We start from the raw sequence: 21934 nt of genomic DNA, 5'->3' as shown, positions 1-21934 counted from the left end.
CCATTCCAAGTAACAGAACCTCAGAGATCTGCCACCCATTGTCAAAAGGCGGAAGTCTGTGAGTGCCTTGCTTCCGGATCTGTACTGGTGGCCAACGAGTTCCCTACTCCACTTCAATCGTCACAATTTCCTTTTGCATCGCGATGAGTTTCTGGGTGCTGTCCTTTGCCAGGCCGAGGAGGTCCTGGAGTTGGGTGGCGCTGAAGGGGTTTTCTTCGGCGGTGCCTTGGATTTCGACGTAGTCGCCGCAGCCGGTCATGACGACGTTCATGTCGGTCTCGGCTTGCGAGTCTTCCATGTAGTTCAAGTCGGAGACGGCGCGACCTTCGACGATGCCGACGCTGACGGCGGCCAGGTAATCTTTGATGATCGGTTTCTTTCCGATCTGGCCGGCTTTGCGCAGGTTTTCGATCGCAAGTGCAAGCGCGACGAATCCACCGGTAATCGAGGCGGTGCGCGTGCCGCCGTCTGACTCGACAACGTCGCAGTCGATCGTGATCATGCGCTCGCCAAAGGCCGACATGTCGCACACCGCTCGCAGGGCTCGGCCGATCAGGCGCTGGATTTCAATCGCACGCGCGTTCGGGTAGTTGCGGTAGACGTCGCGCACGTTGCGCTGCTTGCCGGAGCGCGGCAGCATCGAGTACTCGGCGGTGACCCAACCTTCGCCTTTGCCAATCATCCAGGGCGGGACGTTCGGCGCCACGGTGGCTGCACAGATGATCTTGTTGTTTCCCCATTCCATCAGAACCGAGCCCTCTGCGAATCGCAGGTAGTTCGGCGTAATCTTGATCTCTCGCAAGTCCGCGGGCATGCGGCCATCGATGCGCGGCGTCGTGTTTTCGTTCTCCATTTGCAATAGACCTCCAGGTCAGTTTTTGTGGCCGATCAACATCGACGCGCGGCCGATGGATTCTTTCCGTTCAATGTTCGTGAGACCTGCGCCTTCCATCCAGTGACGGATTTCGGCTTCGGTATACGCATCGCCGCACTCCGTCCCCGTCAGCATGTTCAGTGCGAAAATCGCCCCGTGCGGCGGATGGATGCGATCTTCTTCCAACAGAAATTCCATCACCACGACGCGGCCGCCGGGCACCAGAGCCTCGAAGGCTTTCCTCAACAGCAGGCGATTCTGATCCGGCGAGTTGATGTGGAGAATCGCCGACATCAGCATCAGGTCGTATCCGTGGCGGAAGTCGGTCTCGAGGTAATCGCCTTCGATCGTGTGCATCTGGTCGGACAGGCCTTCGAGCGCTGCGTACTTGCGCGTCATCTCGGTCACGCGCGACAGGTCGAGCACGGTAGCTTTGGCATCGCTTCGTCCACGAACGATCTCCATCGAGTACACACCGCTGCCTCCACCGACATCGAGCACGTGGGACACATTCTCGCATCCGATGTTCGCCGCAACGTCCTTGGCGTCGGCTTTGCCGCGATAGTGCATGGCGTCGATGAACGCTTCGGTGTTCTTGGGGTCGCGCTGCTCGATTGGCTTGTGCACGACGCTGCGCCCCGCTCGAACGGCCTGCGTCAATGTTCCCCATCGATCCCACATGGCGGAGAGGTGGCGAAGCATCACCATGAAGTCCGGAGAGGAACTGTCCAGATAGCGCGCCGCCACCGGCGTGTTACGAAAGTGCCCGCCTTCCTTCTCCAGAATACCGAGAACGACGAGGCCGTTCATCAGCCTGTCCGTGGCGCGCGGATCGATGTGCAGCGCTTCGGCGATCTGCACGGCCGTGCGGCCCTCCGTCCCGACGGCGCGGAACAGGTCGAGGTCCACGGCGGACAGGAGCATTCGACTTCTCTGGAACGATCGCCCCAGGGCTTCGAGCATCTCCTTCGTCATTTCGTCGGGGAAAAACTCGCCGGCGCAGGCCATTGGAAGCGTCCTCCAGATCGATGTTCGCGCCGAGGCGCAACAGGTCCAGTAGAGCCGGGCGTAAGCGAGGGTGTCAAACTCAGTGAAGGGTCGCTGCCGGCCGGACGACATCCCTAAAAACAATTCGGGAGCCGTCTTGCGACGGCCCCCGGGATTCAGCGATTTCGCCGTGTCAGCACTTCTTCGCTTCGACGTGGATGACCTCGTCGCTGTTGGCTTCGATGGTCTTCAGCAGCGCTTCGCCGGGCATTTCGCTCAGGCGCAGAACGGCGACGGCGGCCTTGGCCCCCTGGAACACGGTGTTGGACATGTCTTCGATGTTCAGGCCTTCGGCCTTCAACTTGTCCATGACGTTGGCCAGCACACCGACCTTGTCGAAGTGCCGCACAACGAGCGTGCACTTGGCCGGCGGGGCGTCTTCGATGTTTACGCAGTTAGGAACTTCGCCCTTGGTGGCGAACTCGCGGATGATTCGGATCGTCTCCTCGGCGATGGCATCCTGGGCCTGGTTCGTCGATGCGCCGATGTGGTGCGTGCCGATCAAATTCGGCATGTCGAGAATCTCGTCTTCGAAGTCGGCCTTTCCGCTGGCCGGTTCGGGATCGTACACATCGAGTGCGGCGCGAATGTTCTTCTCGCGCATGGCTTTCTTGAGCGCTTCCTGATCAACGATGCCGCCGCGGCTGGTGTTGATAAAGATTGTGTTGGTCTTCATCAAGTTGAACAGCTTCTGATCGAACAGCTTCTTCGTGTCCGCGTTCTGCGCCAGGTGAATCGAGATCACGTCTGCCTTCTCGCAGAGCTCTTCCAGGTTGCCGCAGAAGCCAACACCAAGATCCTTGGCCTTCTCCGGCGTCAGGGAGCGCGACCAGCCGATCACGTTCATCTCGAAGGCTTTGGCGCGCGCAGCGAGGGCCTGGCCGATCTGGCCGAGGCCTACGACGCCGATGGTCTTGCCCTTCAGGCCGTCCGCCTTCGAGTACTCCTTCTTGTTCCACTTGTGAGCGCGCAACTCGGCGGTGCACTGCGGAATTCGGCGATCCATGCCGATCATCAGCCCCATGGCCAATTCGGCCACGGCGACGGAGTTCTTGCCGGGGCAGTTGGCGACAAAGATGCCGCGGGCGCTGGCCTGGGCAACGTCGATCGTGTTGTATCCGGCACCGGCGCGAATCACCAGGGCGAGAGCCTTTCCCGCATCGATGGTCGCGGCGCTTACGACTGTGCTGCGAACGATCAGGACTTCGTGATCCCCGATCTTCTCCGGCAACGTTTCGGCAGAGGCTTCCGGATCGAATGTCACCTGGTGTCCCAGGGAATTCATCGCCGCCAATTTGTCCTCGGGGAATTTGTCTGCGACCAGAATCTTCATTTTTCGAACTCTCCTTATATCGGGGGGCTCCCCTCTTCGTTGCAAAACCGGCTATCGTACAGAGACGACCGGCGTTGTCAAGCACACCCGGAGCGGGATTCTCCGAATCATCGAAGGGAAACTGCGATTTTCCCCTGTTGAATATCCACCCCGTCGTCGCGTACAAGTCCCGGCGAGTCCAAAAACCAGTCCGGAAGCGATCATGAATCAGAATCCCGAGCAGCCGTTCCTGAAGCTGGACCCCGAAATGCGCCGTATTGCGGTGACGATCGGATATATGCTTATTATTGCTGGGTTTGCAGCGGCCTTGAAGCTCTTGTGGCCGGTGATATCGACATTCTTCAAGATCATGTCGCCGTTCATCGTAGCCTTGGTCGTCGCATACGTGTTCAACCCGGTCGTGAACTTCTTCCAGAAGCGCCTGAAGCTGAGCCGCGTGGCGGGTGTGGCGTTCTTGTACCTGATGATCCTGCTGGTCGTCGGCGTCTTTATCGCGATCGTGATTCCGATCCTGACTGTCCAGGTAAAGGCCGCCTACCAGGGAACGAAGCACTTCGTCGTCGATACGGCATTGCCGTTCGTTGAGGAGAAGGTCCTGGCCGCCGAGCCGGATACGCTGGGGCACGAAGAACTCCGTAACGTGTTTGCGCAGTGGACAGCGAACGCCCCGGCAGAGGTCAGCCAGCGCTTCGATGCGTGGCTGGAGGAACAGCCCAGGCAGATTGCACCAAAGGATTTCGTCAGTGCTGTCGGGGTCTGGGACGAGGAGGCCTCAACTGCGTCCTCGGACAGCCCGAATCCCTACGACGATATTCAGGAGTCGGCCGCGGCCTGGGCGGCTGGGCGTGCTGCCACGTACGAGAATTCCCACGATCTGCCGGCACGCCTCGAGGCCTGGATGGCGGCACGCGATATCTCTGTCGATTCATTGGTACAGAAGGCCTTTGGTAGCGAGGGCGTGCGAACAGCGGCGACTTCAGCGGCGACCGAGGGCGCGGGACTACTGACGCGTGTGGTCTCCGGCATTGCCGGCTTCATATCGGGGGTCGTCGGCTCGGTAACCTTCCTCATTTTCGCCATTCTGGTCAGCTTCTACCTGCTGATCGACTTTGGGAAGTTCCGCGGCATCATCGAAATTCTGATGCCGGATAAGTACGAACCGAAATTCTTCGACGTCGCGAAAAAGCTGGACGTCGCGGTCGGCGGCTTCATCCGAGGCCAGATGATCACGGCCATGTTGGTCGGATTGATCGCGTTTATCGGGCTGACGGTCCTCGGCCTGGGCAAGTACGCACTGTTGATCGCCTGTATCGCCGCGATCGGTAACCTGATCCCCTACTTTGGTCCAGTGATGGGAGCCACGCCGGCAATTCTCTACATGCTGTTCAGCGACGCCCACGGCACCTTCCAGGCAAAACTGCTCTTCGCCGGCCTGGTGATCGGATTGTTCGCAATGATCCAGGTGATTGAGGGTTTCGTCTTCCAGCCCAAAATCGTCGGTCCCAATGCCCAGTTGCATCCGGTCATCGTGATCATCGCCCTGGCTGTCGGCGCCCAGTTCGGCATTATGGGTATGATCATCGCCGTTCCGGCGGCGGCGATGCTCCGCGTGGTGTTCGAGGAGTTCTTCTGGAATAAGCGCATGAAGCACTGGCAATTCACGACCGGCAAAGTGCACTATGACGACGAAGAACCCAAGTCGAAGAAGAAGGACAAGCAGCCCGTCAGCAAGGGCAAGATCCAGTCGGAGTGAATGTTCCGAGCAGGAAATGCGTAGAACCTGACGGAAGACCAAAACGAATACTCAGATCGAGGAGTTCCTCATGATTCGATATGCAAGAATACTCTGGAGCGCACTGTGCGCGATGATCTTGCTGGCCTCGGTGGCGGCGGCTCAATTGCCTGCACCGTTTGCCTATATCCCGGGAGATGTCGAGGGAATCGGCCGGATTGACCTGCAGAAGGTTGGAGAGAACCCCCAACTCGCGCAAGTGCTGCAATCGGCCGCCGAGCGGCAGGCCAACTATCAGGCTCATCTTCTCCTGGATGCCTACAAGAACACGGCCGGAAACATCGATCAATTGATCGAGGGCTTCCCGGGCCAGGTGCTGATTCTCGAGTCCGGGACACGCGAAGTCACCGCCGCTCAGAACCCGACCTACCAGATCGCCTACGGACGATTCGATGGCGCCGCCATCGCGAAGCAGCTCACGGCCGCTGGCTGGATCAAGGGCGAAACATACAAGAACTCGACGATCTTCATCGACCCGAATCGCCTCGTCTGCCTGACGATGCCGAATGCCTGGACGATCTTCACGACTTACGGCCCAACAGATATGAAGAAGATGATCGATCTGGTGGAGCAGCCGAACGCCCCGACCGCGCTGGCGCAGAGCAGCAAGTCAATTGCCGGCAGCGGCGGAGCCGCCGGCCGTTCCTATGTGTTCTTCAACCTGGAGATGTCGCCTGATCTGGTCAACCGGATCATGTCGGTTGCAATGGACGCTGCGGCGGCACAGGGCCAGGTCATGAATGAGCAGATGAAGGCCCAGGCGAAGTCGGAAATCACAAACATGACCCAGGGCGTGACCTCGGTGCTCTTTTCCGTTGCCGAGAACCAGGGTCTTCGCCTAAACTTCGCCGTCGATTGTGTGGATGAGCAGTCCAGAAATCGCGTGGTCACGCAGCTTCAGCAGGCCATCAGCATCGCGGGTACGATGATGTACTCGCAGGCTCAGGGCGATCCGGACGTTCAGGCCCTCGCACAGACACTGCAAATGGCTCAGTTCCAGACGAATGGAAACCGCGCTTACCTGTCCATCATTGTTCCTCCGGCAGCGATCGACAAAGTCATCCAGGGAATCAAGAGCGGGAACGCCGGGCCTATGGCCCCGTAAGGCGTCTCGCCGCATCAGGAGCCAATCGTGAGCAAGTCCCATAAGCGGCCCCCTCAAAGGCCGAACACGATGAACACGGCTCCTGCGGCGCAGCCCTGGACGGGGCGTCGACCAGCCGCGGCAGACGCGCCGCGTGAAGACAATCCGTTCGAGCTTGAGAGCGAATTCTCCCCTGCCGGCGATCAGCCGGAGGCAATAAAGAAACTCGTCGGCGGGCTGGCCAACGGCCTGCCGGCGCAAGTTCTTCTGGGAGCGACGGGCACCGGCAAGACCTTCACGGCCGCCCAGGTGATCTCTATCGTCAATCGCCCGACGCTGGTGCTGGCGCCCAACAAGACGCTGGCCGCACAGCTCTATCGCGAGTTCAAAGACCTCTTCCCGAAGAACGCCGTCGAGTACTTCGTTTCCTACTACGACTACTATCAGCCCGAAGCCTACATCCCAAGCACGGATACTTACATCGAGAAGGACTCGTCGATTAACGATGAGTTGGATAAGCTGCGGCTGAGTGCCACGAAGTCGCTGCTCGAGCGGCGAGATGTCATCGTGGTCGCGAGCGTCTCGTGCATTTACGGCATCGGTTCGCCGGCGGAATTCCACTCGATGTGCCTGTTCATCCGCGAGGGCGATGTCTACGAGCGGGACGAGTTGCTGCGCGAAATCGTCAGCCTGCAATACCGGCGCGACGAGATGGATTTCTATCGCGGGTCGTTCCGCGTGCGCGGCGACATCGTCGACATCTTCCCGGCGTACGAAGAGCGGAGTGCGCTTCGCATCGAGTTCTTCGGGGATGAGATCGAAGCGATCTTCGAGATCGATCCGCTGACCGGCGAGCGCCTGCAACGCCTGAAGCGCGCGGCGATCTACCCCACCACGGTGTATGCGACGAGCGAGGAGACGCTGCAGGGTGCGATCGTCAAGATCCAGGAGGAGTTGGTCGAGCGATTGCGCTTCCTGGAAGACGAGAACCGCCTCCTGGAATATCAACGGCTGAAGCAGCGCACGGAATACGACATCGAGATGATGCGGGAGATGGGCTCGTGCCCGGGGATCGAGAATTACTCGCGGCACCTGTCGGGACGCACGGTCGGCGAGCCGCCTTACACGCTGCTCGATTACTTCCCTGAAGACTTCCTGATGTTCATCGACGAGAGCCACATCGCGGTACCGCAATTGCGCGCGATGTACGCCGGCGATCGCAGCCGCAAGGAAGTCCTGGTTAATCACGGCTTCCGCCTTCCGTCGGCGCTGGACAATCGCCCGCTCCGATTCGAGGAATTCGAGCGGCGCGTCGGCCAGTTGATTTTCATCAGTGCCACGCCCGCAGACTACGAGTTGGAGCGCGCAGGCGGAATCATCGTCGAGCAGATCATCCGTCCGACGGGATTGCTCGATCCGCAGATCATTATTCGCCCCGTGGAGCACCAGGTGCAGGACCTACTGGACGAAGCGCGCACTCGCGCAAAGAAGAACGAGCGCGTCCTGGTCACGACGCTGACCAAACGCTTCGCCGAGGAACTGACCGAGTACCTCGGTGAGCAGGGTCTGAAGGTCCGCTACATGCACAGCGATGTTAAGGTGCTGGAGCGCGTGGAAATCATCGGACAATTGCGCTCAGGAGAGATCGAAGTGCTTGTCGGCATCAATCTGCTGCGCGAGGGCCTCGACCTGCCGGAGGTTTCGCTCGTCGCGATTCTCGACGCCGACAAAGAAGGATTCCTGCGGTCGGCGCGTTCACTGATCCAAACCGTCGGCCGCGCGGCACGAAACGTCGACGGCACCGTGATCATGTACGCGGACAGGGAAACAGACTCGATCCGGGAGTGCATCGACGAGACGAATCGTCGACGCGAGATTCAACAGGCTCACAATGAGGCGAACGGCATCACGCCACAGACGATTCGCAAGCGGCTCGCCCGGATCATTGAAACGTCCTACATCACGGAGGAACCGGGCGAATCCGCCATGATCGCTGCTGAGGCCGAGAGCGAGTATTTGACCAAGGCGGACATCCGTCGACGCATCGAGGAAATCCGGAAGAAGATGAAAGCCGCGGCACAGGAACTGGATTTCGAGCTGGCGGCGGCCCTGCGGGATCAAATGCTGGCCTGGGAGAAACGACTGAAGGAGTAGAATCGAGCGAAGATTCGACTCGCATCCCCCTTGGCGGCCCGTCTATGGGTAGCTCGATCATGCAATCCATCTTTGCGCGGGAGTCAGCCGTGGAACTGGTCGTTGAAGGCAATAAGGATACTCTCCAGGTGCGGATCATGGGAGAGCTGGTGGCCGACACCTGCTCGGATCTGCGGGATATGGTGCTGGAATCCGCGGCGAAGGAACCCAACAAGGTCGTGCTCCACATGGCGGAGACGCCGTTCATTGATACAAGCGGTGTTGGCGTGTTGGTTGGCCTGCGCGCGCACCTGCGCAGCAAAGGCATCGGAATCGAAATCGCGCAGCCCTCGCCACGTGTCCACCAGGTGCTCTCGATGATGCGCCTTCTGCCCATTTTTGGACTTACCGACGACGTCTGACTTCTCTCACTGGGGCCGGCAGTGACCACGACGACCCATCACGACGAGCATCGCATCCTCTACCTGGATCTGGCCGAAACGGAAGGTCCGCTGATCCGCTCGTTGATCGAGGACAACGGATGGGTGCCCATTCCAGCATTCTCCAGCGAGGACGTACTCCATCGTGTCGATCGCGAGCGCGTCGATCTGATCCTGCTGGATCCGGCGGCCAAGTCCATCGATTGCCAGACGGTTCTGCGCGAGTTGCGATTCAGCCTGCGCCCGACGCGATTCCTGCCGATCCTGATCGTCTATCCCGCGGGCCAGGGCGACGTTGCCGACCCGTTCCTGGATGCCGGCGCGAACGATGTGGTCTCGCGACCGATTCACCCGCGGCTTTTTGCCAACCGCATCCGGGCGTACTTGAGCGCCAAGAACACGCACGACCGATTGGCCGAGACGGCCGCGGAACTAACACGCGAACGCGAGCGGATGGTCGCCGCGCAGGCACGGATCGGTTCCGGCGAAATGCCGCAGTTGGAAGGAATTCACTTCTGCATGCGCCAGGTCCCCTGCGGAAAGAGCGGCGGTGACTATGCGGAGGTCTTACCGCTCGACGGCGAGCGATTGGCCGTAATCCTGGCCGACGTCAGCGGTCATGGCGCCGACGCAACGGTCCACGCCGCGATGCTGCGCACGGCTGTTTCTTCGAGTCTGCGATCCGGAGAGGGTCCCGCCGCGGCCCTTGTCGCTGCAAACAATGTCCTGCTCGAAGCCCTCGGCACCGACGACCTGATCACGTGCTACGTCGGTGTACTGGAACCGTCGACCGGCCGCCTGACACACGCGACTGCGGGTCATGCGAATCCGTGGAGCACTCGCCCCGGCGCAGAGGCGCCCGAGGAGATCGTTGTCGCGGGCGGACCTCCGCTCGGCGTTTTCGAGAGTGGAGAGTACGAACAATCGCAGACGATGCTCGAGACCGGTGCGCGGCTGTTCCTGTTCACGAACGGCATCTGGCAACAACGCGATGAGCAGGGCGAGCCATTCGGCCTGGCGCAGTTCCCTGGCCTGATCGCCGTGACGACCAGTCTGGAGTTGGAAGACGCAGGCGAGTTCTTGGTCAGCAGCGTCGAGACCCACAAGGGCGAGACCGAGTGGCAGGATGATGTGCTGGTATTGATTCTGGAACGGCCGCCGGTCGAGTAAGCCTACTCCGTCCCCACAGCACGACCCATCGCGACTTCGGTGCATTGCGTGAAGATCGGGCAATGCACGCAATCGCGCCAGACCTTGTGCGGCAGGTCGGCCTTGTCGACGGCGCCGAAACCAAGGCGTGCGAAGTACTCCGGCTTGTCCGTCAGACAGAAGACTTTCTCGACACCAAGCTCGCCCGCTTCGGCGATCAGGGCGTCTATAAGGCGTCGGCCAATGCCGGCGCTCTGGCGGTCGGCAGCCACCGCGACCGATCGAATCTCCGCCAGGTCTGCCCAGTCGATGTGCATGGCGGCGCAACCCACCACGCGGCCGTCCTCGATCGCCACGACGAACTCTCGCAGCGTCTCGTAGACTTGGCCCAGCGACTTCGGCAGTACAGGCGTGCGCTCCGCCCAATACGAAATCAGGCGATGGATTTCTGGCGCGTGCGCTACCCGCGCCTTTGTGACCTCAATGGTGCTCGATTCGATCATTCGTGGTACGGCTTAGACCTCCCGAGGGAAGAAGATGGATACCGGCCTGCATCGTTGCAAGCCGGTGACTTACCTCTCCGCCCGAATGTGAGCGCCCGTCAAGGCCGAAACGTGTCGTTCCGTTTTCGGTTGAGCCTCGATGCACGCAATGATCCACTTGTGCATTGAGTTTTGCATATCACTTTCGCAACACTTCCGGAGCAATCAAGTGCCGACTGTCATCACCAGAATCCCAGGCCGCAAAGCCAGCCTGGTGCCGAACTGGAATCTGCGGCTCCCCCACTTCAGGGACCGGGATGACGAGCCCCTGACGTTGCGGTGCCTGCTGGCGGGTCTCGTCGCCCAGGAGGTCGAGGCTTTTCACGAGCGCCAGAAGGACCAGCGCTACGTCACCGTGCTCTCCGAGGATGAAATCCGAGAATCGTTGGCCAAGGGCAAGGTCACGTCCGGTGGTCGCGATCTGCCGCCGCCGGAAGTCAGCGAGGAAGAGGCCATCGGGGTGGCGCTCCAGGCCTTCGAGGATGGCATGTACCTCGTGCTGATCGATGACGAGGAGAAGACGAACCTGGACCAGCAAGTTCACATTTCCGAAGACAGCACGATCACACTGATTCGGCTAACATTTCTGGCAGGAGGGTGATGGGGATGGAATCGGAGAGTCGGATGCAGCAAGAGGTCAAGGAGGTCGCGGAATTCAACTGCGATCGAGAGACCGAGCAGATCCTCGCCGCGTCAAAGGGACCGCATCGCCAAATCGTCCACGGGCTGTTCGAGTCTATGTACTTCGATGCGCAGAACTACAATCAGCGCCGGCAGATGCTGACCGATGCGATCGTGGAACTGTATCGCCTGCCCAGAAAGCAGTTCGATGAGATCATTCATGATCTCTTCCCTCACATCGGCGCGTACATTCTGGCATCACTTGATGACATGGTGGATCCACTCGATCAGTCCAGCGAGATTCAGCCTCGCCCCTACAGATTGGGCGCGCACGGGTTGAAGTACCTGACGAAAACGGAACGCCTGGCCCGTTCGATCCTAAAGCTCCAACAAATGCTCCCCGACCTGCTGCCATATCGGTCTCAAGACATCGTATGGTTCGCCGAGCACATCAGCGGCGTCACCGGGCTTCTGGGCTACTATGGCTATGCTTGGATGCCATTGGCATCGGCCATCGATGAAGGAGATGATACGGGCCGCCAGGTGCTCGAGATTCTAGCACAGAGCGTTCGAGGCGAGCACCCGATTGCCGAGCCTTCCCATCAGGCGTATGCGGCTCTCATGTCCTGCAATTGTCCCGAGGCATGGGACGTCGTCGAGAAGATGCTGCTCGCGGCGCAGCGCCAGGAAGGACTGCGACAGACGATTCTCGAGCAAGTCGATCTCAGTCATCCGCAGGCATTTCGTCGGATGTTGCGCCTCTTGATCGAGAAGAACATGGTGCGCTTCAGTTCCGTGGCGCGCGCCGTGAACGTGTGGCTGGGCCTCTCGTGGGATTCATCTGCCACGCGGCCGCTTCTCGAAGCGATGGAGACGTTGCTGCGATGTCTGGACGATCCGGATGCTCTGCAGGAATCATTGAAGTCGGAAAACGCGCAGGAGGTCTACTTCGCGCTGTCGGCGCTGGCTTTTGACGATATGGGACTCGCGATCGATGCGGCGGAGGCATTGATCGAACATGAGAATGTCGCTCACCGATTTGCGGCTGTCGTGATCCTTGCAAACTGCGGGATGATCGAATCGGCGCGTCGGCTTCTGAAGTCATTTGACGATCCGGATCTGCGCGTCGCGTACATTGCGATCACATCCTGCAGAGTTGAAGAACTACAACAGGAACGCACCGCTCGCGTCCGGGCGCAATTCGATCGGTGGCCGAAGGCAATGGATTGCGAGCCGATTCTGTTTCCATTCTTGAAGCTGCGAATTGAGCGAGAGAATATCGCCTATGGTCTTGTCAATGTCCATGAGACCGATCTCGACACGGCCTGCAAGTATCTCGAAGCGATGTCTCCCTTTGCTGCCGTGGACCTCATCAAGAAGTGGTCAGAGCAAGAACAGAAACCCAAAGGCTATCGGAACGTCCTTCTGCGTTTCGCTGTGGGCGGTTCCGACTACTGGGTAGAAGATGTTTATCAGATCCTGAGCAACTTGGATTCGCCTCTGACCGAGGAAGAGTGGCTTCAGCTTGAGGTGCCACTTCGACGCAAGTCGGCCAACCGCCGCAAACTTATCTTCAATCTTCTTCTCCAACAATCCGACGAACAAGTGCTGCGTTCGGCAAAGCGCCTGACAGAAGGCAAGAACGCGCATCAACGAATGGCTGGGCTGGAAATCCTGCGACGCCTTTCCGATGAGCATCGCTCAATCCCCGAATGCAAACGGATCGCCGAGGAGTACAAGCAGCGACGCACAAAAAGAACGGAGGCGGAAGACAAACAACTCGAAGCGATTATCTCCGAGGAAGTGCCTTTGGATTCAGAGGAAGCGATCGAAACCTGCTTCGGCCTGATCGATCCCCGCAATCTCGCCAAGCCGACCCGCCCGGAGAAGAATCCCTTCGATTTCGTGACCCCAGCGGCGGTTGCGTGCGTGAAGTCTCTCGATGCGCTCGTCCACGAGCACCGGGACACGCCCATCAAATGCCGATATGCTGGAGAGAAGCTCCTCGGAGATCGACAGTGCTTCTTTCCATATCCTGATCACGATGTGCCGATTGAGGAGCAGATAGATGACTTCCAAATGCGGGATGTATGGGAAACCTGGTTCCTGGAGCGCGGAGAGGAATTGCGTGATAGCGATGGGCTAGAGCTCTTGCGCGCAAGTCTTGCCCTTGGCATCGAGACTTCGCGAGATCTTCCCGAAGATGCAAATGATGCGATAATGGCAAGAAAGGCACTCGCGAGAGAACTCCTGGGGCCAATGCATAATCTGTCCCTCAGGTACGATAATGGGGTGATTCCCTGCGTACTGGAGTGGCTTCTGCGAATCAGTCGCCCCAAGAAAGCTGCTCAGTTCATCATCGATGCTGGGCTTCAAGTCGTCGCGCGCTGCGAGAAAGCCCACTTTGATGTTGCCGAGCTGGATGCCAGCACATCCTGGGGAGGCCGCAGATCCTGGGGATCGTATTTGCCTGGAAATCACTATATCTACCGAATGATCGGACCCTACGATGAGCCGTACCAGCAACTGGATCGTCCAGTACAACTGAGAATCTGGAATGCACTTCTGTGGTTCGACTCAGTTCTTCGACAGGCAAAGCGCGAAGTGTACTTCCCCCCCCTTCCGATCATGTTGTATGAATTCTGTCGCGGGAACGCACCCGAAGAAAACCTGATCAGCCAACTGATCTTTTGCAAACAGTCAAGAGTCCGTCGGGGCGGAGGCGATGAAGGGCACAATCTGAGCGCATTCACCGTGCGGAAGTACCCGGACTACGCCAGAGAGCACGAAGCACAGATTCGCCCGGTCGTTGAGAAGGTCCTGGATCGAGTGCTGGAGATTGAACTCGGTCGTGGCGAGAAGGAGACGCCCGTTTCGAGACTCGTCTATAGTCTCTCGTATATTGAGGGCGTGGAAAGGCTGATCGGCGTTCTGGGAGTGCTCGGGAAGACGAACTTCGAGCGTTCAGGTGATTATTGGGGCGATGGCAAGATCCAGGCAAAATCATTCAGCCGTCTTGTTCGCGCGATTCATCCCACAAAGGAAGAAGCAGAGGCTCCAAAGAAGATTGTTGCGAAACTGAACGCGGCCAAGATTCCCGAATCACGCCTGATTGAGCTCGCCATGTTTGCGCCGCAATGGGCGAGGCACGTTGGATTAGCTCTGAATTGGAAGGCCATGGAGGATGCCGTCTGGTGGTTCTACGCCCACACGAAGGACGGTCGCTACGAATTGCCGCATGGCTTGAGGGAACGCGTGGGCCAGGAAGTCGCCGGTCGCACGCCGCTTTCCAATGCGGATCTGCAAGATGGGGCGGTCGATGTATCGTGGTTTGCCGCGTGTTACAAGGCGCTCGGCAAGAAGCGCTGGGACAAGTTGCACAAGGCCGCGAAGTACACGTGCTCAAATATCGGGCACTCGCGCGCGAGAATCTTTGGCGATGCCCTTCGGGGCGAGTTGAAGGTCGATGACTTGATCGCACACGTTGTTAGCAAGCGAAACCAAGATCGCCTCCGTGCGATCGGACTGGTTCCGTTGCCGCGAAGCAAGAAGGCCGCACAGGCCGATGTACTAAGGCGCTACGAGTTCATTCAGGAGTTCATTCGCACGGGCCGCAAGTTCGGTGCGCAGCGACGCGCCAGCGAAGGACGAGCGGCCGAGATCGCCCTGGACAACCTGGCGAGAACCGCCGGCTATGCAGATCCACTGCGACTTCGCTGGAGCATGGAAATCGAGGCGATGAGCGATCTGCGCGAGGGTAGCAAGACGATCGCACGCGGGAACGCCTCGGTGACCTTGCGCATCGATGAACTCGGCGAGGCGGAGTTGCTCGTCGAGAAGAATGGTAAGCCGCAGAAGTCGATTCCAGCAAGCATCAAAAAGGACCCGGAAATCGTCGATCTGTGCCAGCGCAAGGGCGATCTGAAGAAACAAGTCTCTCGCGTGCGCCGCTCGTTGGAAGACGCAATGATCCGCGCCGACGAATTCGTCGGCAGTGAGCTTCAATTGCTCTCCGATCACCCGCTGCTTGCTCCGATGCTGACGTCTGTTGTGTTCTTGAACGAGGATGGCCGGATGGGGTGGCTGACAGCAGGGGGGAAGACTTTGTGCGATGCGGCAGGCGATGAGGAGAAGATCGGCGCAACGGATCTGCTTCGCATCGCGCACCCGTGCGACTTCCTGGCTTCGGGCGAGTGGTCTGCCTGGCAGCGTGATTGCTTCGTTCGCGAAATCACCCAGCCCTTCAAGCAAGTCTTCCGCGAGCTGTACGTGCCGACGAAGCAAGAACAGGAAGAGGATTGCACGGTCTCGACGCGCTATGCGGGCCACCAGGTGCATCCTCGCCAGGCGATCGCGCTGCTCGGCAGCCGTGGCTGGGTGCTGGCGCAGGAGGAAGGAAGCCGCCGAACCTGGTTCAAGGAAAGGCTCAATGCGCTTCTGCAGTTCGAGGAATACTTCTACACGCCGGCCGATGTCGAAGGCCTGACTCTGGAGGGACTGCGTTTCTATCCGCGCGACTCCTGGTGGCCCAAGCCATTGACCGAAGTGCCCCCGCGCGTGTTCAGCGAAACGATGCGGGATCTCGACCTTGTGGTCAGCGTCGCTCATCGGAGTGGCGTCGATCCGGAGAGCAGCGAGTCCAGCATCGAGGTTCGTGCGGCGATCGTGCGAGAAACGGCCGCTGTCCTGAAACTTGATAACGTGCGAATCGTCGAGCGTCACGTCATCATCCGGGGCGAGTTGGCGGAATACAACGTACACCTCGGAAGCGCCGAGGCGGCCGTCATGCCGGGCGGGCATCTCTGCATCATCCCGGTACATGCCGCGCACCGGGGGCGGCTGTTCCTTCCGTTTGTGGATGACGATCCGAAGTGCGCCGAATTGGTCGCGAAGGTGCTCCTCCTTGCGCGGGACAAGCAGATCAAGGACCCGAGCATTCGCCAACAGATCAGCGGTTTGACCAGTTGAACTCCTCAAGCTGAAAGAGGGCACAAACGGCTCCGTTTTCGGGGCTTAGCGCTTCCTTTTGGTCTTGACGGTGTTCGCATTGGAGGCGGAAGGAGGAACAAGCTGGCAGAAACAACGTAGGGCATCTTCGCTTCTTCAGAAACGCCGCAAAAAGCTGTGAATAACTCGCGCGAACGCTGTGCGAGAGACGCTTCCCTTTTGCCTGGTGGCCTACGGGTTCTCGTGCCTGCGAATCCCATGCTGGAGGCCTCTCCGAATGTTCCGTTCTGTCCGTCTGTCCCTTTTCCTCATGTTCTGCTCCTTCTGTTTCGCCCTGTCTACCGTCCCGGCCCAGGAGGGGTCTCCGGCTCCAGAAATCGGCGGTGAAATGTTGGTCTTCGATATGGAGAACAACACCGTGCATCTGGGGTCATGTCCGCTGAAGAAGACCGAAGTTCACGCGACGATCCTCGGCCAGGTCGTTCGCACAACCGTGCGCCAGACGTTCGCCAACACGTTCGATCGTCCCGTCGAAGCCAAGTACATCTTCCCCCTGCCGGCGGAATGCGCCGTCGATGACATGACGATGATCGTCGGCGACCGTCGCATCGTCGGCGAGATCCACGAACGCCAGGAATCGCAGCGAATCTACCAGGTCGCAAAGAGTGAAGGCCGCACAGCGAGTCTGTTGAATCAGGAGCGCCCGAACTGCTTCACACAACGCATCGCGAACATCGCCCCTGGCGAAGAGATCGTGATTGAGATCAGCTTCCTCGAATCCGTCAAGCTCGTTGAAGGCACGTACGAATGGACGTTCCCAATGGTTGCCGGGCCACGTTACGTGCCGAACGAAAACGGCGTTGTCGATACGTCGCGTGTGATCGATGCCGGTGAAATCGTTCCCCCGACGTTGCCGCCGTCGGTGCGTGCAGGCCACACGATTTCCCTTTCGGTCGATATTCTGAGTGCTGCACCCGTGACGAACATCGAGAGCGATCTGCACGCCATCGATGTGGTGTACAGCGATCGCAACAGCGTTCGAGTTTCCCTGGCCCGGCGAGATGAAATCCCGAACCGCGATTTCATTCTGCGCTATCGGACCGGCGGGCCAAGCATCCAGGAGGGCTTCTTCACCTACACGGACGAGACGGGGACTTACTTCAGCCTTCTGGTGCAACCTCCTACGCGCGTTGCGCCAGAGGCTGTCCTTCCGCGCGAAGTGATTTTCGTCATCGATTCGAGTGGCTCCATGCTGGGTCGGCCGCTGAATGTTGCAAAGGCTGCGATGAGGAAGTGCATCGCGACGCTCGGACCGGACGACACGTTCAACCTCTTGGCGTTTGCCTCGGAAACACAGGCCGCGTTCGAGGCACCGGTCCCCAGCACTGCGGACAACATGCGCGCCGCGCGCAAGTTCCTCGATAGCCTGCAAAGCCATGGCGGAACGGAGATGATGCCGGCCGTGCAGGCTGCACTTGGCGGAAAGCACGACCCTAATCGACTGCGTATCGTGTGCTTCATGACCGATGGCTACATCGGGTATGAGTACGAACTCCTTTCCGCGATTCGCGAGCACGTCGATACGTCGCGGGTGTTCAGCTTTGGAATCGGCGACGGCGTGAACCGCTTTCTGCTCGACCAGATGGCGCGGATCGGTCGCGGCGACGTGGCCTACGTACCGCTTGATGGCGACACGCAGAAGGCTGCGGACCGTTTCCTGATGCGGATTCACTCGCCCGTGCTGACGGACATCGACGTCGATTGGGGAGATCTGCCCGTGCGAGATGTGACGCCGGCGACCATTCCCGACATCTTCACAGAAACCCCGATCATGCTGCATGGGCGACTCGATGGCGACGCCCGGGATGCGGTTGTGACGTTGGTCGGCCAGACTGCCAACGGAGCCTACCGCCGAGAAATCACGGCCACAGAGCAATCCGCGGGCGAAGACTTCTCCTTCATCCGCAAGCTGTGGGCGCGTTCGCGCATCTGGGATCTTCGGATGTCAGACCTGAAGGCGGCACAGACCCGCAATCTTCCGACGGAGGTGCGCAATCAAATCATCAAGCTCTCCACGACCCATCGTGTACTGACCGAGGAAACCGCCTTCGTCGCAGTCGAGAAGCGCGTGAAGGTCGATCCCACGACAGCAATGGAGATCGTCGTTCCTGTCGAGATGCCTCAGGGCCTGGCGGCGACGGCGACGAACGACTGGGCGCTGCTCGGAGCAGGATTGTTGCTGCTGCTTGGAGGACTTTCCGTGCTCTTCATGCGGAGGGAACGTCGTGCCGTGGCGTAATCCTCCAATCAGACTCAGGCTGTTCGCGGGGGCGATGCTTCTTGCAGTTGGCATCGGTCTCGCCGGTCCGCCTGTGGGCCGATGGTGCCGCCGCGCGTGCTTGCAATGGCAAGGCGAGCGCACGTGGCATCGCGTGCTCGCGCAACCAGATCGGACGGGAGCGAACGATCCCGTGGCACGCCTTGAGATTATGGATATCGGTCTCGAGCAGAACGTCCTTCAGACTGCCACGCTGCAGCATCTCGTGCAGAGTCCTGCTTTTGTTGAGGGCAGCGGCTCGCCGATGATCCTGGCCCACCGCGATACGCATTTCCGCAAGCTGCAGAGCGTGCGCGTGGGGATGGAAGTGCAGCTTGAGACAGTTGAGCAAGTGCAGCGCTTTAAAGTCACGGACATCGAGATTCATACGCCACAGTCTCTGCAGCAACGCGTTGCCGAGATGAGCAAGCCAGATGTGCTTCTTTTGTCGACGTGCTATCCGTTCCGTTACGTCGGACCTGCGCCGGAGAGATTCCTTGTGATCTGTCGTTCCGACGAGGCGACGATTTCACGCGCCTTCTGAATGAAATCGGCGCAGGTCTGAAGCGGCTGCATGCCGTAATCGAGCGTCGGCTCGATGGTACTCGCTTCGGCGTAGTCATTCCAGGTCACAGCTTGAATCAGCGGCAGCGGAAGTGCCGCGTCGGGTTCGCCGGATAGGTGCGCCCGCAGGTATTGCAGCATCGCCTCGCACGTACGTTCGAGCGTGTTGCCCTCGGTCGTCTCGCGACACATCACACGCGGGCGCACGGGCGCATCGTCGCCACGCGGATCCCACGCCCATCGAACAAGCTGATCGTCAAAGCCCGGCCAGATACCCCCCATCACGTACTCTGGTCCGCGTTCTTCGCATGCAGCAGTGTTGGCATCATGCAGCATCTCATGAAGAAACTCGATACCGGCAGAGTCCGGGTCGGTCCACGCGTAGAGCGAGTCCGAGACGGCCGATCGATCGGGATGAATCCAAGGATACACGGCGCTCTCCCCTGAGCATGTGCATTGATTCATCCAGATCAGATCGACGCCATCCGCCCCAAACACTCGCTCGGCCGTTTCAACCCAATGCCGCGCGTTATTCTCGTACGGGAATGCGGCAATGATCGGCCTGCCGTTCCGATGCAGGTAGGCCGATCGAATCAGGAATCGGCGGATGTATTCCATGTCTTCCTGCAATGTCACCGGCGTCTTGTCTTCCGTCGCCACCTGGGCCTGCGAATCGATACACAGGAAGTACAGGAATGGCTCGTCGGGGTGCGATGCGTTCCACTCCTCGACACCGGCAAGGAAGTGTAGGGTCAGCACATTCTCCACCGAATTCTGCCCGTACCAGTTGATGATGAAGCCTGTGAACCCATGCTCCAGCGCCATCCGAATCTGCCAGAAGATGGTGTCGCGCGAGCGAGAATCGTATCGCCCGATCATCGGTTGGTGCAGGTGCGTGCGGCGATAGCCGGATCGGGCGTCTTGCCAATGGCGAAGGCGCCCGATCGGCGGCATGATCGGCACGGGAACATCGAGCGCATCGGCGAGGTCGAAGTCTTCCGGCTCCAACGTGTACCACGGCAGGAAATGACCGAACAGCAACGGAAGCGGTAGCGCCTCTCCCATCAACAGCGGTGCACTGAATTGCATCTCCACGGGCGATGTCATCCTTTTACACTCCCAAGCTGAATGCCACTCACAAGGAACTTCTGCAGAAAGACAAACAGGACGATCATCGGCAGAACCGACATCGTGACCGCGGCCATCAGGAGGTGCGTGGCCTGTCCCGCCGTCGAATCAAAGAAAAGCAAACCGACTGGCAACGTGTAGCGCTCGATGCTCTTCAGCATCACCAACGGCCAGAAGAAACTCTGGTACACAGAGACAAACGTGAAGATCGCCAGCGTAATCAGTCCAGGGCGCGCCAGCGGCAGAATCACATCCCAGAACGTGCGCCAGCGCCCTGCGCCATCGATCGCTGCGGCTTCGTCGAGGCTGCGCGGAATCGTCATCATGAACTGTCGCAGCAGGAACGTGCCGAACGGGCTAAAGGCTACGGGAATAATCAGGCCGGGCAATGTATCAACGAGGCCGAGCGTGACCATAATCTGGTAGTTCGGAATCATCAAGACGAGGCCCGGCAACATCATGGTCGACAGATAGAGAACGAAGATCCTGTCGCGGCCCGGCCAATCGATGCGCGAAAAACTGTACGCGGCGAAGGAACTGGTAACAAGATGCAGCAGCGTCACCCACGTCGCGACGAACAGGTTGTTCCAGTAGAATCGCGCAAACGGAATGACGTCGAAAACCTCGCGATAGTTTCCCCATTGCATGCTCTTCGGGATCCAATGACGCAGGCCGACTTCATCGAGTGGCTTCAGGCTGGTAAGCACCATCCACAAGAACGGCAGCACCATCGTGAACGCAATCGTCACCAGAACCAAGTGCCGCACAATTGTGCGAATGGCTGAGATTCTGATCATCGAGACGCCGCGATCGCCCGCCGAGAGCGACGCAACATTGGCTGCGCTGTTCTCAGTCAGTGACATAGCGATTCTCGAACTTCCACGTGATCAAGGTTAGAACAAACACCAGAGCGAAGATGACCCACGAAATCGCCGCCGCGTACGCGAGGCGCCCGGTTTCAAAACCTTCATTGTAGACGTAGTAACTGAGCGTCGTCGTCGCCCCCGCGGGCCCGCCGGCCGTCATCGTGCGCGCCATCTCGAAGCCGCCCTGCAACCCATAGATCACGCTCATAATGACGATGAACATGGTAACCGGCGCCAGTTGTGGCCAGGTTACGTGCCAGAATTTCTTCACGCCGGACGCGCCGTCGATCTCTGCGGATTCGTACAGCTCCTTCGGGACGTTGCTGAGACCTGCGAGATAGAGCAGCATGTTGTTCGATCCGACCGCCCCCCAAAACGCCATGATCATGAGCGAGGGCTTTGACCAGTGGTAGTCCACAAGCCATCCCGGCGGCCGAAGTCCATCGACAGCCATCTGGGGCAGCCGCAAGAGCACGAGTGCGATTCCGAGCAGGACGAACTGCAGCGCCAGAACCATCCCGCCGACAAGCAGAGCCGTCCCCATTCCTTCGGCTCGCGGAGCCGGGAAATTGCTCGTCCCGCGCTGCCGCATTGCTGTGACGATTGGAATCGCTACCATGACGAGAAGAAGAGTGACAGCGCCGATGCGGAGCGGAGTCATGAAGAACGTGAAGATCGGCGCCAGTGAGACAACTCCGATCCCTGCGGCCAGAGACAGTGCCCCGGTATCTCCCTCTGATCGCTGCTTCATCGTCGCCGAGATGAAAAAGCCCCCCACGATGCCGATGCAAAGAAACAGGGCCCAGCCGATTCCCTCGGTGATGGATGCGGGCAGCGCATTGACGGCCGACGCCAAGCCGTCGAGGACAGGCTCGAGTGTCGTATTCACAGGCCCAGTGTGGGGATTGTAGAGCTTCTTCCACAGCACAAAGGTCGCGACGCCGGCCGTGAAGTGCGGAATGTAGAACAGCGTGCGATAGAACGTGCTGCCCCAGAGGATTCCGCCGACAACAAGGCCGGCGCCGATCAGGAGGAGGAAAGTCGTCAAGCGCCCTGCTCCGCCGAGAAGTGCGATCGCAGCGAGCAGAATACCGACC

Annotated in this window: 16 protein-coding genes; 9 read left to right on the top strand and 7 right to left on the bottom strand. The window is 59.4% G+C overall.

All coding sequences use genetic code 11. The features are described 5' to 3' along the window. Nucleotides 1–103: 103 nt before the first annotated feature. From rph to KQI84_17010, 3 genes are all read right to left on the bottom strand, one after another. The gene (gene rph / locus KQI84_17020; GenBank protein ID MCB2156581.1) at nt 104–853 is read right to left on the bottom strand and encodes a ribonuclease PH; all 750 of its coding nucleotides are present in this window, start codon (nt 851–853) and stop codon (nt 104–106) included. 18 nt (nt 854–871) lie between these two features. Further along, nucleotides 872–1882, bottom strand: coding sequence for a methyltransferase domain-containing protein (locus KQI84_17015; protein ID MCB2156580.1), 1011 nt, complete (start codon nt 1880–1882; stop codon nt 872–874). Nucleotides 1883–2054: 172 nt separating this feature from the next. Continuing rightward, nucleotides 2055–3254, bottom strand: a complete 1200-nt coding sequence (locus KQI84_17010; GenBank protein MCB2156579.1) for a hydroxyacid dehydrogenase — start codon at nt 3252–3254, stop codon at nt 2055–2057. A gap of 202 nt (nt 3255–3456) precedes the next feature. On the opposite strand from KQI84_17010, the gene KQI84_17005 reads away from it, so the two are divergent. The 5 genes from KQI84_17005 to KQI84_16985 all read left to right on the top strand — a co-directional run bounded on the left by KQI84_17005 (nt 3457) and on the right by KQI84_16985 (nt 9873). After that, nucleotides 3457–5007 (top strand): AI-2E family transporter, encoded by a 1551-nt coding sequence (locus KQI84_17005; protein MCB2156578.1) that lies wholly within the window; start codon nt 3457–3459, stop codon nt 5005–5007. Nucleotides 5008–5077: 70 nt separating this feature from the next. Further along, a complete protein-coding gene (locus KQI84_17000) occupies nt 5078–6151 on the top strand; it encodes a hypothetical protein (GenBank protein ID MCB2156577.1) in 1074 nt (357 codons plus the stop codon). Between the two features lie 69 nt (nt 6152–6220). Next, nucleotides 6221–8284 carry an excinuclease ABC subunit UvrB gene (gene uvrB, locus KQI84_16995; protein ID MCB2156576.1) on the top strand — a complete coding sequence of 688 codons (2064 nt, stop codon included), beginning with the start codon at nt 6221–6223 and terminating at the stop codon, nt 8282–8284. Between the two features lie 89 nt (nt 8285–8373). Next, nucleotides 8374–8685, top strand: a complete 312-nt coding sequence (locus KQI84_16990) for an STAS domain-containing protein (protein MCB2156575.1) — start codon at nt 8374–8376, stop codon at nt 8683–8685. Between the two features lie 21 nt (nt 8686–8706). Continuing rightward, the gene (locus KQI84_16985; protein MCB2156574.1) at nt 8707–9873 is read left to right on the top strand and encodes a SpoIIE family protein phosphatase; all 1167 of its coding nucleotides are present in this window, start codon (nt 8707–8709) and stop codon (nt 9871–9873) included. 2 nt (nt 9874–9875) lie between these two features. Here the strand turns inward: KQI84_16985 and KQI84_16980 are convergent, their stop codons facing one another. Then, nucleotides 9876–10355, bottom strand: coding sequence for an N-acetyltransferase (locus KQI84_16980; protein MCB2156573.1), 480 nt, complete (start codon nt 10353–10355; stop codon nt 9876–9878). 208 nt (nt 10356–10563) lie between these two features. On the opposite strand from KQI84_16980, the gene KQI84_16975 reads away from it, so the two are divergent. From KQI84_16975 to KQI84_16960, 4 genes are all read left to right on the top strand, one after another. Further along, entirely contained in the window at nt 10564–10995 is a 432-nt protein-coding gene (locus KQI84_16975) for a hypothetical protein (GenBank protein MCB2156572.1), read from the top strand. A 5-nt stretch (nt 10996–11000) separates the two neighbouring features. Further along, complete coding sequence (locus KQI84_16970) at nt 11001–15983, top strand: DUF4132 domain-containing protein (GenBank protein ID MCB2156571.1); 4983 nt, start codon at nt 11001–11003, stop codon at nt 15981–15983. Between the two features lie 256 nt (nt 15984–16239). Then, the gene (locus KQI84_16965; protein ID MCB2156570.1) at nt 16240–18261 is read left to right on the top strand and encodes a VIT and VWA domain-containing protein; all 2022 of its coding nucleotides are present in this window, start codon (nt 16240–16242) and stop codon (nt 18259–18261) included. Between the two features lie 34 nt (nt 18262–18295). Further along, nucleotides 18296–18823: a class D sortase gene (locus tag KQI84_16960; protein MCB2156569.1), complete on the top strand. Its 528-nt coding sequence runs from the start codon at nt 18296–18298 to the stop codon at nt 18821–18823. Here KQI84_16960 and KQI84_16955 read toward each other — a convergent pair. The 3 genes from KQI84_16955 to KQI84_16945 are packed head-to-tail and all read right to left on the bottom strand — an operon-like array spanning nt 18748 to nt 21588. Beyond that, nucleotides 18748–19950 carry a hypothetical protein gene (locus KQI84_16955; GenBank protein MCB2156568.1) on the bottom strand — a complete coding sequence of 401 codons (1203 nt, stop codon included), beginning with the start codon at nt 19948–19950 and terminating at the stop codon, nt 18748–18750. The genes KQI84_16960 and KQI84_16955 overlap by 76 nt on opposite strands. After that, entirely contained in the window at nt 19947–20834 is an 888-nt protein-coding gene (locus KQI84_16950) for a carbohydrate ABC transporter permease (protein MCB2156567.1), read from the bottom strand. The genes KQI84_16955 and KQI84_16950 overlap by 4 nt, the downstream gene beginning before the upstream one ends. After that, nucleotides 20821–21588, bottom strand: coding sequence for a sugar ABC transporter permease (locus tag KQI84_16945; GenBank protein MCB2156566.1), 768 nt, complete (start codon nt 21586–21588; stop codon nt 20821–20823). Before KQI84_16945 ends, KQI84_16950 begins: the two co-directional genes overlap by 14 nt. Nucleotides 21589–21934: the final 346 nt, after the last annotated feature.

The organism is bacterium, from assembly GCA_020444065.1.
Lineage (GTDB): Bacteria > Sumerlaeota > Sumerlaeia > SLMS01 > JAHLLQ01 > JAHLLQ01.
The sequence above is the reverse complement of the archived record's forward strand: the minus strand, read 5'-3'. Positions and strand labels throughout refer to the sequence as shown.

Bases quoted from the DNA above. Each gene is read 5' to 3' on its own strand.
- rph (MCB2156581.1), bottom strand. From the start codon at position 853: ATGGAGAACGAAAACACGACGCCGCGCATCGATGGCCGCATGCCCGCG.
- KQI84_16965 (MCB2156570.1), top strand. From the start codon at position 16,240: ATGTTCCGTTCTGTCCGTCTGTCCCTTTTCCTCATGTTCTGCTCCTTC.
- KQI84_16945 (MCB2156566.1), bottom strand. From the start codon at position 21,588: ATGAAGCAGCGATCAGAGGGAGATACCGGGGCACTGTCTCTGGCCGCA.
- KQI84_16970 (MCB2156571.1), top strand. From the start codon at position 11,001: ATGGAATCGGAGAGTCGGATGCAGCAAGAGGTCAAGGAGGTCGCGGAA.
- KQI84_16980 (MCB2156573.1), bottom strand. From the start codon at position 10,355: ATGATCGAATCGAGCACCATTGAGGTCACAAAGGCGCGGGTAGCGCAC.
- KQI84_17005 (MCB2156578.1), top strand. From the start codon at position 3,457: ATGAATCAGAATCCCGAGCAGCCGTTCCTGAAGCTGGACCCCGAAATG.
- KQI84_16955 (MCB2156568.1), bottom strand. From the start codon at position 19,950: ATGACATCGCCCGTGGAGATGCAATTCAGTGCACCGCTGTTGATGGGA.
- KQI84_16960 (MCB2156569.1), top strand. From the start codon at position 18,296: ATGCTTCTTGCAGTTGGCATCGGTCTCGCCGGTCCGCCTGTGGGCCGA.
- KQI84_17010 (MCB2156579.1), bottom strand. From the start codon at position 3,254: ATGAAGATTCTGGTCGCAGACAAATTCCCCGAGGACAAATTGGCGGCG.
- KQI84_16950 (MCB2156567.1), bottom strand. From the start codon at position 20,834: ATGTCACTGACTGAGAACAGCGCAGCCAATGTTGCGTCGCTCTCGGCG.
- KQI84_17015 (MCB2156580.1), bottom strand. From the start codon at position 1,882: ATGGCCTGCGCCGGCGAGTTTTTCCCCGACGAAATGACGAAGGAGATG.
- uvrB (MCB2156576.1), top strand. From the start codon at position 6,221: ATGAACACGGCTCCTGCGGCGCAGCCCTGGACGGGGCGTCGACCAGCC.
- KQI84_17000 (MCB2156577.1), top strand. From the start codon at position 5,078: ATGATTCGATATGCAAGAATACTCTGGAGCGCACTGTGCGCGATGATC.